At 28.5% G+C, this 16,525-nt stretch carries 14 protein-coding genes; 13 read left to right on the forward strand and 1 reads right to left on the reverse strand.

Annotated features, from left to right (window positions below; genetic code table 11):
* Positions 1-11 precede the first annotated feature (11 nt).
* Both T514_RS0117985 and T514_RS0117990 read left to right on the forward strand, forming a co-directional pair.
* A complete protein-coding gene (locus tag T514_RS0117985) occupies positions 12-1,157 on the forward strand; it encodes an AI-2E family transporter (protein WP_027626028.1) in 1,146 nt (381 codons plus the stop codon).
* 17 nt (positions 1,158-1,174) lie between these two features.
* Entirely contained in the window at positions 1,175-1,384 is a 210-nt protein-coding gene (locus T514_RS0117990) for a (2Fe-2S)-binding protein (RefSeq protein ID WP_027626029.1), read from the forward strand.
* Positions 1,385-1,569: 185 nt separating this feature from the next.
* Here the strand turns inward: T514_RS0117990 and T514_RS0117995 are convergent, their stop codons facing one another.
* A complete protein-coding gene (locus tag T514_RS0117995; RefSeq protein ID WP_027626030.1) occupies positions 1,570-2,475 on the reverse strand; it encodes a chemotaxis protein in 906 nt (301 codons plus the stop codon).
* Between the two features lie 184 nt (positions 2,476-2,659).
* Between T514_RS0117995 and T514_RS0118000 the strand changes: the two genes are divergently transcribed.
* The 11 genes from T514_RS0118000 to T514_RS0118050 all read left to right on the forward strand — a co-directional run.
* A complete protein-coding gene (locus T514_RS0118000) occupies positions 2,660-4,741 on the forward strand; it encodes a helix-turn-helix domain-containing protein (protein ID WP_027626031.1) in 2,082 nt (693 codons plus the stop codon).
* 147 nt (positions 4,742-4,888) lie between these two features.
* Complete coding sequence (locus tag T514_RS0118005; protein ID WP_027626032.1) at positions 4,889-6,247, forward strand: MATE family efflux transporter; 1,359 nt, start codon at positions 4,889-4,891, stop codon at positions 6,245-6,247.
* A gap of 165 nt (positions 6,248-6,412) precedes the next feature.
* A complete protein-coding gene (locus T514_RS0118010) occupies positions 6,413-7,693 on the forward strand; it encodes a methyl-accepting chemotaxis protein (protein WP_034869601.1) in 1,281 nt (426 codons plus the stop codon).
* A gap of 177 nt (positions 7,694-7,870) precedes the next feature.
* On the forward strand, positions 7,871-8,908 hold the full coding sequence (locus T514_RS0118015; protein ID WP_027626034.1) for a LacI family DNA-binding transcriptional regulator: 1,038 nt from the start codon (positions 7,871-7,873) through the stop codon (positions 8,906-8,908).
* A 122-nt stretch (positions 8,909-9,030) separates the two neighbouring features.
* A complete protein-coding gene (locus tag T514_RS0118020) occupies positions 9,031-10,584 on the forward strand; it encodes a UDP-glucose--hexose-1-phosphate uridylyltransferase (protein ID WP_027626035.1) in 1,554 nt (517 codons plus the stop codon).
* 16 nt (positions 10,585-10,600) lie between these two features.
* On the forward strand, positions 10,601-11,779 hold the full coding sequence (locus T514_RS0118025; protein ID WP_051542139.1) for a galactokinase: 1,179 nt from the start codon (positions 10,601-10,603) through the stop codon (positions 11,777-11,779).
* The gene (gene galE / locus T514_RS0118030) at positions 11,767-12,750 is read left to right on the forward strand and encodes a UDP-glucose 4-epimerase GalE (RefSeq protein WP_027626037.1); all 984 of its coding nucleotides are present in this window, start codon (positions 11,767-11,769) and stop codon (positions 12,748-12,750) included. Before T514_RS0118025 ends, galE begins: the two co-directional genes overlap by 13 nt.
* Before the next feature lie 176 nt (positions 12,751-12,926).
* The gene (locus T514_RS0118035) at positions 12,927-14,354 is read left to right on the forward strand and encodes an NAD(P)/FAD-dependent oxidoreductase (protein WP_027626038.1); all 1,428 of its coding nucleotides are present in this window, start codon (positions 12,927-12,929) and stop codon (positions 14,352-14,354) included.
* Positions 14,355-14,375: 21 nt separating this feature from the next.
* Positions 14,376-15,635, forward strand: coding sequence for an NAD(P)/FAD-dependent oxidoreductase (locus tag T514_RS0118040; protein WP_027626039.1), 1,260 nt, complete (start codon positions 14,376-14,378; stop codon positions 15,633-15,635).
* Positions 15,636-15,682: 47 nt separating this feature from the next.
* Entirely contained in the window at positions 15,683-16,051 is a 369-nt protein-coding gene (locus T514_RS0118045) for a DUF1667 domain-containing protein (RefSeq protein ID WP_027626040.1), read from the forward strand.
* A gap of 224 nt (positions 16,052-16,275) precedes the next feature.
* A partial coding sequence (locus T514_RS0118050) for a transposase (protein WP_027626041.1) occupies positions 16,276-16,525 on the forward strand: 250 nt, incomplete at its 3' end.

Genomic DNA, 16,525 nt, shown 5'->3' on the forward strand with positions numbered 1-16,525 from the left:
GAGTGAACAGTTTGCAGTTTTATAAAAACAAAAGATTTAGATACTTTGATTTAATTATTGCCATTCTTATAGCTTATTTATCTATTAAGGTTATAGATAATTATAAAATTATATTTATAGGGTTAGGAAAGCTGTTATCAATAATATCACCATTTATATATGCGCTTATAATAGCATATATTTTAAATCCTATTATGACATTCTTTGAAAAAAGATTTAAACTCAAAAGGGGAATTAGTATTTTAATTACTTATGTTTTAATTATAGTATTAATAACCATTTTTTCTGTGTATCTATTACCAAAGATAACTTCTAATATTATGGACATGTTGAAGAATATTCCACAATTTGCAGTTATCTTACAAAATTGGTTTAATAATTTACTTAGTAACGAAGGAATACAAAACATTTTAAATTCTACAGGAAGTTTAAATGTTAAACCAGATTTTATAGTTGGTAAGTTGAGTAATATTGTAGCTACTATTTTAAATGGTCTATTAGATAAAACTTTATCCTTTACTAATTCCTTTGTAAAATGGATATTTGGGTTCATAATATCCATATATGTACTTTCTGATAAGGAAAAATTCATTGAAGTAATTAAAGAAACTATATATATAGTATTAAAAGAAAAGAATGGCAACAGATTTATAGGATTCTTTAAAAATATTCATTATATGATAGGATTATATATTGGAACAAAGGCTATAGATTCTTTAATTATAGCTGCCATTGCAGTTGTAGGTTTAAGTATAATAAAATCTCCGTATTTAGTTATTATAGCTTTAGTAGTTGGAGTAACTAATATGATACCTTACTTTGGTCCCTTTATTGGTATGGTAGTAGGATTTATTATAAATTTATTCTTCAGTCCAATAAAAGCTTTTGTAGTGTTACTATTTTTATTTTTACTACAACAGTTTGATGGATGGTATCTAGATCCTAAACTAATAGGAGACAAGGTTGGATTAAGTCCATTTTTAATAATTTTTGCAGTAACTTTAGGTGGAGGAATTTATGGACCTATAGGTATGCTTTTAGGAGTACCTACTATGGCAGTAATAAAAATTTATATAGATAAATTTTTAGATAAATACCATAATAGTAAGGAAGAGAAGAACCTTGAAGAAATAGATAATGAATGTAGTTCTAGTTAATAATTTAGAGGTGAATCATGGAACAGAATTTGAATAAAGATGTATTAGATAAGTTAACAAAAGTATGTATATGTAAAGCAATATCAAGAGCTAAAATAAAGGATACAATTAAAGCAGGTGCAAAAACCGTAGAGGAGATAAATAAGATTACAGGATCAGGTTCTGGTGGATGCGGTGGAAAAAGATGCAAGTGTAGAATAGAAAAATTATTAGAAGAGAACATATGAAAAATTAAAAAAGTTTTAAAGTATAAAAGAAAAATAACAGATGTAAAGTAGGTAATGAGTAGATAAATAATTAGTGGGTAGATTGCAATTTAATTTAAACTGCAATCTACCCACTATGTTTTATAGCATTAAAGTTAAATTATAGTTTTTTATATATTATTTATCCATGATTTGTATTCTATATTTTAGTAGTTATTTTCAGCTATATATTTGTCTATTAAATTAACTAAATCTCCCACTTCAGGTTTGCTTAACTGAGCATCTGCTCCTACAGAATCACCTTTATGTCTTAGATTATCCGTTATAAGAGAAGAGAATATTATAACAGGAAGTCTTTTTAAAACAGGATGTTCTTTTACTTTTCTTGTAAGAGTATGTCCATCCATTTGAGGCATTTCAATGTCGGTTATAAGTAGCTGAACATCGTCCATAAAGTTTTCTTTCTTATTTTCAAATAAGTTATTTAAATAATCTAGAGCTTGTTTACCATCATTAAACATTGTTAGATTTTTAAATCCAGCTTTATGAAGAGTATCTAGAAGTAATTTTCTTATTAATGCAGAGTCATCTGCTAAAACAATTTTAATATGAGATCTATCTTTATATTCTATTTCTACGATTCTATCTTCACTAATACCAGTGCTTGGGTTAATATCTGTTACTATTTTTTCAAAGTCTAAGAGTAATAGAATTTTGTTATTTAAAATTATATTTCCGATAACTAATGAATTTGTTGATAAATCATCAGGCTTAGTTATTTGATCCCATTTAATACGATGTACTCCTACAATATTATCAATTTTAAAAGCTACTTTAATTTTGTTGAATTCGCATATAATTGTCTTGCAAATACTTAAATCTTGTTTTTTGTTTTCTAGAACATATTGTAGATCTAATAAAGTTATTATTTCATTTCTACAAAGAATTAATCCAGCTATAGCAGGATGTGTTTGAGGTAGTCTAGTTAAATTATCAGCATCTAGAACTTCTTTTACTTTTATTACATTTATAGCATAATGTTTATTGTTTACTATAAATTCTAGTATTTCAACTTCTCCTGTACCAGTTTCTAATAATATCCCATTATTCATAATTACACTTCCTTTTGAATTTTTATTATAGTAAGTTAATTAGTTTACGAAAGTATTGATTATTGAATATTTCGAATGAAAAAATTTGGACTTTAATGGTATTACAATTTTATTATATATATATGGTATAATATAATATGTATAATTGTCTAATAAAATAAGATTGTTTAGGAGAAATAAAATTATGAGGAGAGAATTTATAGACTATACGGATAACTTACCTATAAAAATTCGGTATGAAAATATAATTGAATATCCAATGCATTGGCATGATGCTATGGAAATAGTATATGTACTAAAAGGAAGTGTAAAAATAACTATAGAAACAGAAACCCATGTGGTTAATGAGCAGGAAATTGAAATAATAAATTCTGATGAAGCTCATAGAATTTATAGCAAAGATAAAGATAATAGAATTATTACATTCCAAATAGATAATTCATTTTTTGATAAATTTTATAATATAGATAATATCTTTTTTTATACAGAATCATCAGGAAAGGATCCACAAAAGGGTGAAAAGTATGAACAATTAAGAAAATACTTAAGTATAATTTTGTGTGAAGGAGCTCAAAAGGGAGAGGATTATGAAGATGCTATAGAGGATACTTTAGTAGAGCTTTTATATCATCTTATAAATAATTTTCACTATTTAATATATGAAGAAGATAGTTTAAAGGAAAATGAGGAACAATTTGAAAGATACGATAGAATAATAAAATACATATATTCAAATTATAATAATAAAATAAGTCTTCAGGACATAGCCAGAAGAGAATATTTAAGTTCGCACTATTTATCATCAGGAATAAAGAATACAGTAGGATATAGTTTTAATGATTTTCTTAATTTAACTAGAGTAGAGGAAGCAATTAAACTTTTACTTGATACAGATAAAACTATTTCAGAGATTTCAGAGGAATTAGGGTTTTCTCATACAAGATATTTTAATAAACACTTCAAAAAACACTATAAATGTACTCCTATGCAATATAGGAAAAAATATAAGGTAGATGAAGAAAAATTTAGGGAAATGAAGAAATTCACATCTTATCCAATAAAGCAAGCCTTAGAGGAAGTATCTTATTATTTAGAGGATTATTTAAGATTTAATTATCAAGGAAAAATTATAAAAATAGATGTAGATTTTTATTCAGAAGGACAAGCCTTAAATAAAACATGGCATAATATTATAAAAATAGGAAAAGCAAGAAAGTTATTAATTAATAATAGGAGAGAAATATTAAGCGAAGTGCAACGAAACATAGGATTTAAATATGGATTATTAGAAGAAGTATTTTCTAGGGATACGAATGTTTTTACTGATGAAGAAAGTGAATTTTTTTATTGGCATGAAATTAAAGAAGTGGTTACATTATTATTGACATTAGAGATAACACCAGTATTTTTTTTGGATAGTGTATTTGATAATATAAAATTTGGATTTAAGTTATTAGAAAGTTTTATACAATATTTTAAAGATATATTTGGACAATATGAAATAGATAAGTGGAGATTTTATGTTTCTAATAATTTGAAAGAGAAAAATAAAAAGCAGCTTGCAAATTTCATTAAAGATAATTGGAATATGGAAGTATTAGGAGAGGAAATATTTATAGGGGAATGCAATGCTATATATGATACTTGTTATATGATTCCATATATAATTCAAATGTATTTAGAAGAAGATAATAATATAGCCGTACCTGAACTTTTTGATGAATCTGATGAAGAATGTAATATAAACAATGAATTGTTTTTTGGAGGAAAAGGAATTATAAATAAACAGGGGTTAAAAAAGCCTTCCTATTATGCATATTATTTCCTTTCTCATTTAGGAGATACTGTTATAGATAAAGGAGATGGCTATATTATAACTAAGAGTGAGGATGATATACAAATATTATTATATTCCTATAATGAAGAACTAGAAGAATCCATGCCGCTAGAAAAGTTATATAAAAGAATAGTAATTAATAATATTATAGAAAGAAAATTTTCTATAAATTTAGCAGCCCTTTCCTATGATTATAGAGTTATAAAATATAGTATTAATAAAAAGAAGGGTTCATGTTATGATAGTTGGATTGCAATAGGAAGACCAGAAAGAGTTTATGAGGAAGAAATAGAATTATTAAAGAAGATATCTATTCCAGAAATGAAATTATTTTTTGCTAAAAAGAGCCCTATTTACAATATAGTATCACAGGTTGGGGGGTATGGAGGGGTACTTATTACTCTACAAAAAGTACAAAAGGGTTTTTAATTAGGTGCATTTGTAGTTTTTTTCACCATTTTGAATAAAAGTAAATACTTAAAATAATACAGTATAGTCATAACTTTAGTGAATGCATACACTTTAGTAATTATGTATACTTTAGGTATAGGAAAAATTTATTGGGTGGTGGAGAAAATTAGTATTAATGATGATCTGTTTTGTAAAAAGAGTACAAATAAACTTTTATTTAAGTTTGCTATACCAGCTATAATAGCACTGCTAGTATCTGAAATGTACAATATGGTGGATACAGTTTTTGTTGGTAGGACAATTGGAGGAAATGGTATAGGAGCATTAACTATTGCTTTCCCAATACAAAGGTTAATAGTGTCTATAGGATTGATGATATCTATAGGTGCATATACATCTATTGCTAGGGGACTAGGAGAAAAAGACTATGATTATATAAAATCCATTATAGCCAATTCTTTAAGTATTACAGTAGTTATTTTACTGACTTTAACTTCTATTATTTTTATTTTTAAAGATGGAATAATTAGAAGTCTAGGAGCTAGTTATAATATTTTTCCTTATGCTAGGGATTATATTTCAATAGTAGTTTTTGGAGGGGTATTTCAGTGTTTAACTGTAGTAGTATGCTATATAATGACAGGACTTGGTAATACAAATATAACTCTAAAAGCTACATCTATTGGAGCCATTCTTAATGTAATAGTGGACTATGCACTAGTAGTTCAACTATCTATGGGAGTAAAGGGAGCTGCTATCGCTACAGTAGCTTCACAAATAGTTTCTTTCATATATGCTTGTTATAGATTTGAAAAGGTTAGAAAAAAATTTGATTTAGCATTAGAATTCAATTTTAATAAAGAAGTAATAATTTCTATAATTACTATAGGGTTTTCAACTTTTGTTGTGGAATGTTCTGATGCAGTGGTATCATTTGTATTAAATAATATTTTAGTTATTCATGTAGGAGAGGAAGCTCTAATTATATTTGGCGTAATAACAAAGGTATCAATGTTCTTATTTATAACAGTTATAGGTGTTAGTTCAGCTATGCAGCCTATTGCAGCATTTAACTATGGACGAGAAAATTATGAAAAAGTAAAAGAAGCTGTTGCAAAGACTATAAAGTTGGATATAATTTTAACTACTTGTTTATGGCTAATTACTTTTATATTTGCAAAAGATATAATAGGATTTTTCATGAAAGATAAAACCTTGTTAGTAGAGACTATAAAAACATTTAGAATAGTTATTTCAATATTTCCATGTGTAGTAATTTATTATGTAGCTATATATTACTATCAGGCTATGGGCGAAGCAAAAACTTCTTTTATATTATCCATTTACAGAGAAATACTCATATTCATACCGGTATTATTAGTGATGATACAATTCTTTGGATTTATTGGAGTTTGTTTAGCTTATCCTATAGCTGATGCAATATCAGCTATAACAGGAATTATATATATTAATAGAGCTATGACTGGAGAAGAAGGTTTACAATTTAAGATAGATAATGCATAAGAGTATTAGGCTGTATCAAGAGAAATGGAAAATTCCTTTTGATACAGCCCACTATTTTTTCTTATAATGTGAAAAGTTTGCTAAATTTATTTTCCTTACAAACGATAGTATATTATAAAATATTTAATTAAATTTAAAATAATATTATCTAAGGAGAAAGACATTATGAGTAAATTAAAAGAGAATAATGAGCACAAAATAAGAAATTATGTAATAACAACTATGGCCACAGTTATACCATGTACTTTTTTATTAGGAATAATAAGCTCTTATGTACTAAAACTAACGGATATGTACTTTTTATTAAATATAATATTTTATGTTTTTGCAGGTATTACCATTGGAAGTTTATCTGTAAGTAAGAATATAAGAAAATTTATGAGGCCATTTATTCTAGTAAATAATTTTGCGGATAATTTACAAAATGGAGATTTTACATATAGAATTACAGAAGAAAAAATCTTGAATGATAATGAAACATTAAATAATTTAAATACTACTATGGACAGTTTAAAAGAGTTAATTGTTGATATGGATAATTTGAGTTCAGCAGCTAAAACATTATCAGAAAATAATAATAGCTTAGTGGATGAAATAGTTAATAAAGGAGAAAAAATAACAACCTCTGCTAAGGAACTTTCTTTGGCTGCAGATAAGGAAAAGGCATGGACAGAAAATGGAAGTAATTTAGTAAATGATTTATATGTAAATTTAGAAAAGATATTAAAAGATACTGAACATAGCAATATTTTAACTGAGGAAGTCATTAACAAAATTAACAAAGGTGAAGAAATATTAAAGGATCAAGAAAGTAAAACTAAAGCAACAGAAGATATATCAAATAAGGCTGTAGATTCTATAAGGATACTACAATCAAAATCTAAAGAAATTGAAGGTATAATTAGAGTTATAGAGGGTATCTCAGAGCAAACTAATCTTTTAGCTTTAAATGCATCTATTGAAGCTGCAAGGGCAGGGGAATATGGAAAAGGATTTGCGGTTGTTGCTGAAGAAGTTAGAAAATTAGCAGAAGAATCCGCTAATTCCACTAAGGAGATAAATAACTTGATTACATATATTCAATCTTCTATAGAAAATACAGTTGGTGAAATAGACAAGGTTAAAGATGTGATATATAAACAAAATACATCTATTTTACAAGTTGTAGATCTATTTAATGATATATCTGGAGATACTAGCATATTAACTTCTAATATAAATGACATAAGAAAATCTACAGCGTCTTTAACAAATAATTGTAAGGAAACTAAGGAAACCATAAATACTATTGCCGACTTAGGTGAGGAAAATGCATTAAACTCTAAGGAAATTTTTGCTTCTATGGAAGAACAACTTAATCTATTTAAATCTATTAAAGAATTAGCATATGACATGTCAGTATTATCTAATAAATTAAAGGAAGAAGCTTCTCAATATACAGTTTAAAAAGTTTTATAAAGAATTATATAGCAAATGTTATAGACAAGATACTAGTTAAGGTATTTTGTCTATATTTATTTATAGTATAAGAACATAATTGAGTTAGAAGAATACTTTGTTATTGTAATTATATAACAAAAAGAATATAATGAATATAAGAAAAGGTTTTCTATGGAGGAATATATGAAAGTTACTATAGATGATGTAGCAAAGGAAGCGGATGTTTCTATAACAACTGTTTCTAGAGTTATAAATAATAATTATCCTGTAAAAGAAGAAACCCGTAAAAGGGTAGAAAAAGCAATTGAAAAGTTGAATTTTCATCCAAATATTTTAGCAAGAGGACTCATAAATCAAAAGACAGATACAGTAGGTATTATAGTGCCTAGCAATACCAATTTGTTTTTCCCTACTGTAGTTAAAGGAATTGATAGTGTACTTAGAAAAAAAGGATATACAATTTATCTTTGTGATTCAGATAACAATGAAAATGAGGAAATTAGATATGTAAAATCATTACTAGGTAGAATGGTAGATGGAATAATAGTAATAGACCCTCAGACTACAAATGTAAAAAGTGGATTTTATGAAAAAATCTCAAAAGAGGTACCTTTAGTTTGCATAAATGGATATAATGAAGGAATCCATTGTAACTTTGTTTTAAATAACGAAGAAACTGGAACTATTGAAGCTATGGAATATCTCATTTCCTTAGGACATAAGAAAATTGCTTTTGTAAGAGGAGAGAAGAGCTATTCTTATGATTTAAAGGAAAGAGTTTATAAGAAAATATTAGATAAGTATGGATGTGATCAGTATATAAAAATTATTAATGTTGGGTATGGAAATAATGATTACACAGTAGACAACACTATGAAAACTATATTACAAGTGCTAAATAATCCTAATGCTCCTACAGCTTTTTTTGCCTGTAATGATATTATGGCATTAGGAGTGTTAAATGCTTGTAAAAGAATGGGATTAAACGTTCCAGAAGATATTTCTGTAATAGGATTTGATAATATTATAATATCAAAGCTGTCAGAGCCTAAGATTACTACAGTAGATCAGAATATGTATACATTAGGTGAAACAGCAGCAGAAATGTTGCTAAAGTGTATTGATAAAAATACTAATAAAATCACCAACAAAAGTAAGGGATCGGAAAGAATAGTCTTTAATACAAGACTTATTATAAGAGAGAGCTGTAAAAAATTATAGAATAATTTTTTAGTGAATAATGAAGAGCGAAGAAAGGCATACTGTACTTTTCACTCTTCATTAAAAAGATGTATAGTACTTTTCTAAACAGGGGTAGAAAAGGTTTTCTAAGGAGGGTTATTATGATAAGTATTGAAAAGGAAATAGAGAGGTTATTACAATTTGCTAAAAGAAATGGATTAATAGAAGAACTGGATATAATCCCTTGTCGCAATGAATTAATGGATTTATTACAGGTTAAAGAACCTTACCAAAGGAAAATAGAAGAGGAAGTTATACATGAGCCTATGGTCATATTAAATAATATATTAGATTATGCTTTTGAAAAGGGAATTATTAAATATAATAATATGATTTATAGAGATTTGTTAGATGCTAAAATTATGGGGATTTTAATGCCAAGAGAATCAGAAGTAGTAAAAGTGTTTAAAAAAATATATAAAGAACAAGGTGCTAAAGAGGCTACAGAGTATTTCTATAATTTATCAAAGTGTTCAAATTATATAAGAATAGATAGAATTAAGAAAAATCTTTATTGGCAATGTAACACAGATTATGGGGAATTAGAAATTACAATAAATTTATCCAAGCCTGAAAAAGATCCTAAAGACATTGCTTTAGCTAAAGCTACTCCAGCTTTAAATTATCCAAAATGTTTATTGTGTTTGGAAAATATGGGGTTTTCCGGTAATATTAATCATCCAGCAAGACAAAATCATAGGGTAATACCCATAAAGTTAGGGGAAGAACAATGGTTTTTACAGTATTCCCCTTATGTATACTATAATGAACACTGCATTTTATTTAAAGAGGAACATGTTCCTATGAGTATAACTAAAAAAACATTTGGAAGATTATTTGATTTTGTTAAGCAAATTCCTCATTATTTTATAGGTTCTAATGCTGATTTGCCTATTGTGGGAGGATCAATTTTATCTCATGAACATTTCCAAGGAGGAAATCACATATTTCCCATGGAAAAGGCACAAGCCCAAATTAAGTTTAACAATAGAAAGTATCCTAATGTTAAAGCTTATATAGTTAAATGGCCTATGTCAGTAATCAGATTGTCTAGCAAGGATGAGAATAGTTTAATTCACCTATCAAGTGAAATACTAGATATATGGAGAAATTACAGTGATGAAGAGGCTAATATATTAGCTTACAGTTATAAAAATGGAGAAAAAATATCACATAATACGGTAACACCTATTGTAAGAAAAAATAAAAATGAAGAATTTGAAATTGATTTAGTGCTAAGAAATAATAGAACTACAGAAAAGTATCCCCATGGAATTTTTCACCCTCACAGTGAGTTACATCATATAAAAAAAGAGAATATAGGGTTAATTGAAGTAATGGGGTTAGCAGTTTTGCCAGGAAGATTATATAAAGAGTTAACTAAAATTGAGAATATCTTATGTGGAAAGAAGTATTATAATAATGATTTAATTAAAGAGAATGATGAATTATTTAAGCACAAGGTTTGGATAGAGGAATTAATAAAAAAGTATGGAGATAAATGTTCTGAATTAGAAGCCAAAAAGTATATACAAGAAGAAGTTGGAAAAAAGTTCACAGAAGTATTGATGGATGCTGGAGTTTATAAAAGAGATAAATTAGGACAAGAGTCATTTGTTAAATTTATGAATAAATTAGATTTCCAAATTATTTAATGGGGGTTGCATTGCTATGGAAGATTTAAAAAGTTTATTTAAAAATATTTATAGGGATAGTGAAGAAAAAATTAACTTGTTTTATTCTCCTGGTAGAGTTAATCTAATAGGTGAACACACTGACTATAATGGTGGATTTGTGTTTCCATGTGCATTAGATATAGGAACTCTTGCAGCTATCAGAAAAAGGAATGATAATAAAGTGCTATTTTCATCTTTTAATTTTCCCTTAAAAATTGAAAGCTCAATCAATAATATTGTATACTCTAAGGAAGAGGATTGGGCTAATTATCCTAAGGGAGTTTTAAAGATATTACAGGATTTAGGATATAAAATTTCAGGCTTTGAAGTGATGTTTAAAGGCAACATACCTAATGGAGCAGGACTTTCCTCATCAGCATCTATTGAGTTAGCTATGGCTGTAGCTATAAATGAATTATATAAATTAAATATAGATATGGTGGATTTAATAAAAATAAGCCAAAGAGCAGAAAATGAATTTGTAGGTGTAAACTGTGGTATAATGGATCAATTTGCAGTAGGTATGGGGAAAAAGGATAATGCCATTTTATTAAACTGTAATACACTAGAATATAAATATGTTCCATTAAACTTACAGGGCTACAAGATTATAATATGTAATACAAATAAAAGAAGAGAGTTAGCAGATTCTAAATATAACGAGAGAAGAAATGAGTGTGAAAAAGGATTACGGTATTTACAAACTGTATTGAATGTAAAAAAACTTGGAGAAATAACTGTAGAAGATTATAATAAATATTGTAACCTTATTTTAGAGAATAAGGTGAGAAAAAGAGTAAAACATGTAGTATATGAAAATAATAGAGTATTAAAAGCAGTAAAGGCTTTAGAAGAAAAGGATTTAGTAAACTTTGGACAACTAATGATAGATTCTCATGCCTCCTTAAAAGAAGATTATGAAGTAACAGGAGAAGAGTTAGATACTTTGGTTGATGAAGCTTTAAAGATAGAAGGGGTATTAGGATCACGTATGACTGGAGCAGGCTTTGGAGGATGTACAGTAAGTTTAGTTAAAAATACTCATGTAGAACACTTTAAAAAAATAGTTACTAAAAATTATAAAGATAAAATTGGCTACGAGCCTACTATGTATGTGGTAGGCATAGGAGATGGAGCTAAAAAAATAAAGGAGGATATGTTATGGCAATTTTAGTTTGCGGTGGAGCAGGTTATATTGGCAGTCATAATGTGGCGGCATTATTAAATAAAGGTGAAGAAGTAATTATAGTAGATAATCTAGCTACTGGACATAAGGAAGCTATATTTGGTGGAAAATTATATGAAGGTGATTTAAGAGATAGTGATTTTTTAGACAAGGTATTTTTAGAAAACCATATAGAAGCAGTTATACATTTTGCGGCTTTTTCATTAGTAGGGGAAAGTATGGAAAATCCTTTTAAGTACTATAATAATAATGTATATGGAACATTAAATCTATTAGAAGCTATGAATAGACATAATGTAAGGAAAATTGTTTTTTCATCTACAGCTGCTACTTATGGTGAACCTGATAACATTCCTATAGAAGAATGTAATAAAACTGAGCCAACTAATGCCTATGGAGAAACTAAATTAGCTGTGGAAAAGATGCTAAAATGGGCAGAAAGAGCTTATGGTATTAAACATGTAGTTTTAAGGTATTTCAATGTGGCAGGAGCTCATGAAACAGGAAAAATAGGAGAAGATCACTCACCAGAAACTCATTTAATACCTATAGTGCTTGGAGTAGCTTTAGGTAAAAGAGAAAAGATAATGGTATATGGTGATGACTATAATACTAAGGATGGTACTTGTATAAGAGATTATATACATGTTATGGATTTAGCTCACGCTCATATATTAGCTTTGGAAAAGTTAAGAAGAGAAAATACTAGTGGAACTTATAATTTAGGTAATGGAGAAGGATTTTCAGTAAAAGAGGTAATAGAAATTTCACGAAAAGTTACAGGAAAAGAAATACCTATGGAAATAGCATCTCGTAGACCTGGAGATCCAGCAATTTTAATAGCTTCATCTAAAAAGGCTATGGAGGAATTATCATGGAAGCCTAAACACAATTCACTAGAAGAAATAATTGCTAGTGCATGGAATTGGCATAAAAATAATCCAAATGGATTTAGATAATTAAAATTTTAAATATGAAAATGTTGAAAAACAGGGAAAAACGTGATATTATAATTATAAGAAATATTTAAGTGAATATTCATGGCGGAGATATGAGAGCCTAACTTAATTAAAGGAAAGAAATCGTCCTTTTTAGTTAGTGCTCTCATTTTTTTGTATAAAGAAGGAGGAATAATATGTTTGATATTACAATAATTGGTGCAGGGGTTACAGGTTGCGCTATTGCAAGAGAATTGTCAAGATATAAATTAAATATATGTGTAGTTGATAAAGAAGTAGATGTGGCTTCAGGAACAAGTAAGGCTAATAGTGGTATAGTTCATGCTGGTGAAGATCCAATGCCAGGAACATTTAAAGCAAAAATGAATATTAGAGGAAACGAATTATTTGATAAGTTACAGGAAGAATTGGATTTTCCTTTTAAAAGAAATGAGTCTTTAGTGCTTTGTTTTGACGAAAAAGATATATGTAAGCTAGAAGAACTAAGACAACGTGGAATAGAAAATGGTGTTCCAGATACAATGAAAATATTAAATAGAGAAGAAACATTAAAATTAGAACCATCATTGTCAGATAAGGTAGTAGCGGCATTAACTCTTCCAACAGGAGGAATTGTTTGTCCATATGAGTTAACTATTGCCCTTGCAGAAAATGCAAATATGAATGGAGTAGATTTTTTCTTCGGTAGAGAAGTACAAGAAATAGAAAAAAGAGAAGACCATTATATTTTAAAGACTAATAGAGAAAGTATAAAAACAAATATAGTAATAAATGCAGCAGGACTTTATGGAGATAAAATAAATAACATGGTAAGTAACAAAAAGTATGAAATAATAGCTAGAAAAGGAGAATATGTACTTTTTGATAAGGCTGTAGGAAGTATGGTAAGCAGAACATTATTCCAGCTTCCAACTAAAATGGGCAAAGGAGTTCTTGTTACTCCTACTGTAGATGGAAATTTACTTATGGGACCGACTTCCGTGGATATAGAAGATAAAGATAATTTGGAAACTACTATGGAAGGATTAAATACCATATTAGATAAGGCCAAGCTTACAGTTAAGGAAATACCAACAAGACAAATTATAACATCCTTTGCAGGACTTAGAGCTCACGAAGTTAATGGAGATTTCATAATTGGAGAAGCAGAAGATGCTAAAAACTTTATCAATGCTATAGGTATAGAATCCCCTGGACTTACTAGTGCACCAGCTATAGGTGAATATATAAAAGATATGATAGTAGAAAAGTTAAATCCTAAGAAAAATGAGAACTTTAATGGCATAAGAAAATCCATACCAAAGTTCAGAGAATTAAGTAATGAAGAAAGAAAAGCTCTTATAAAGAAGGATCCATCATATGGAAAAATAGTTTGTAGATGTGAAACTGTTACTGAAGGGGAAATAAGAAATGCTATAAGAAGACCTTTAGGGGCGACAACAATAGACGGAATAAAGAGAAGAACTAGAGCTGGTATGGGAAGATGCCAAAGTGGTTTCTGTCTTAATAGAGCCGTTGATATATTAGCAGAAGAATTAAATGTGGCTCGAAAGGATATAACTAAGTTTGGCAGTGATTCAAATTTACTTATGGAGAATGAATAATTGATATTGGAGGGCTTAAGAATGCAACAATATGATATAGTGATAATAGGTGGGGGTCCAGCAGGACTTGCAGCGGCAATAAAAGCTAAAGAAGAAGGAATAGATAGTATCTTAATACTTGAAAGAGATAAAAGTTTTGGGGGAATACTTAATCAATGTATACACAATGGATTTGGACTCCATACATTTAAAGAGGAGCTTACAGGACCAGAATATGCTCAAAGATTTATAGATAAGGTAGAAGAAGCAAAAATACAGTATAAATTAAATACTATGGTAATAGATATAAATGAAAAAAAGATAATTACAGCAGTAAATGATGAAGATGGAATATTAGAAATACAAGCTAAGGCAATAATTCTTGCTATGGGATGCAGAGAAAGACCAAGGGGAGCTATAAATATACCAGGTAGTAGATGTGCTGGAATATATACTGCGGGAACAGCTCAAAAATTTGTAAATATAGAAGGTGAAATGCCTGGAAAAGAAGTAGTTATTTTAGGTTCAGGAGATATAGGACTTATAATGGCTAGAAGAATGACTCTTGAAGGAGCTAAGGTAAAAGCTGTAGTTGAACTTATGCCATACTCAGGTGGACTTAAGAGAAATATTGTTCAATGTTTAGATGACTTTAATATTCCACTTAGACTAGCACATACAGTGACAAAAATTGAAGGTAAGGATAGAGTTACAGGAGTGACTATATCAAAAGTGGATAAAAATTTAAAACCTATAAAAGGAACAGAAGAATATATAGCTTGTGATACATTACTTTTATCAGTAGGATTACTTCCTGAAAATGAGCTTTCAAGAACAGCAGGAGTAAAGCTTGGTGTAACTGGAGGACCAGAGGTAGATGAAAGAATGGGAACTAATGTGGAAGGAATATTTGCCTGTGGAAATGTACTTCATGTTCATGATCTGGTAGATTTTGTAACAGAGGAAAGTTATAATGCTGGTAAAAATGCATCAGATTATGTAAAAGGTAAAAAGGTAGAAGAATACAAAGTAGAACTATTTACAGGAGAAGGAGTAGGATATACTGTACCTAAGTTTATACACAAAAATAACATAGGTAATGGTGTTGATGTAAGATTTAGAGTAAGAAATGTTTATAAGGACAGCTATATATCAGTATATTTTGATGATACGCGAGAGATATATAAAAAGAAAAGGGTCTTAGCGCCAGGAGAAATGGAAACAGTAAAACTTACAGAAGAAATGTTTGGAAAATACCCTGACTGTAAAAGTATAACTGTGAAAATAGAAGGAATTTTATAGTAAATTGGTTATAACATTATATAAAAAATCTGGAAGGAGAATATAAAATGGATTCTAGAGATTTAATATGTATAGGATGTCCTATGGGATGTAATCTTCAAGTAGAACTAGAACGTAAAAAGGTAACAAAAGTTACAGGAAATATTTGTCCAAGAGGAAAGGCATATGCAGAAAAGGAGTGTACAAACCCTACTAGAATAGTAACTTCTTCTGTAAAAGTAGAAAATGGACAAGTTGATATGACATCTGTAAAAACAGAAAGCGATATACCGAAGGATAAAATATTTGAATGTATGAAATGTATAAGAAGAGTTAAAATTAAAGCTCCTGTAGAGATAGGACAGGTTATTATAGAAAATGTAGCCGGAACAAATGTAAATGTAATTTCTACAAGGAAAGTGAAATGTAATATCTAAATTTATAGTGAAGGATTATAAGGAGGCTTTTTATTAGTATACTAAGAATTATATAAATTTTATGGTATCACTAGTATAAGACTTCCTTTATCCTTCATTATTTATTTGATGTTAGGAAAAGGTGTATTAAAATTTTATATGAGCCTGTGAAAAAAAGTCTGTAAATTACAAAATATAGCAGCTTTCTATGATAAAATATAAATATCATAGGAGGCTGTTTTGTTATGGGTAAAAGAAAAGAAAGATTAACAGAGGGAAAAAAGAATATTATTGCTGATTTAATTAGGGAGTATGACATTCAATCTGCTGAGGACATTCAAGACGCATTAAAAGACCTTCTTGGAGGTACTATTGAAAGCATGCTTGCAGCTGAGATGGATAACCATTTAGGGTATTCTCCATATGAGCGTACTGATGTAGAAAATGCACGCAATGGAAAGAAACAAAAAACTATTCGTAGTAAATATGGAGAAA

Source organism: Clostridium lundense DSM 17049, from assembly GCF_000619945.1.
GTDB classification, from domain to species: domain Bacteria; phylum Bacillota; class Clostridia; order Clostridiales; family Clostridiaceae; genus Clostridium_AO; species Clostridium_AO lundense.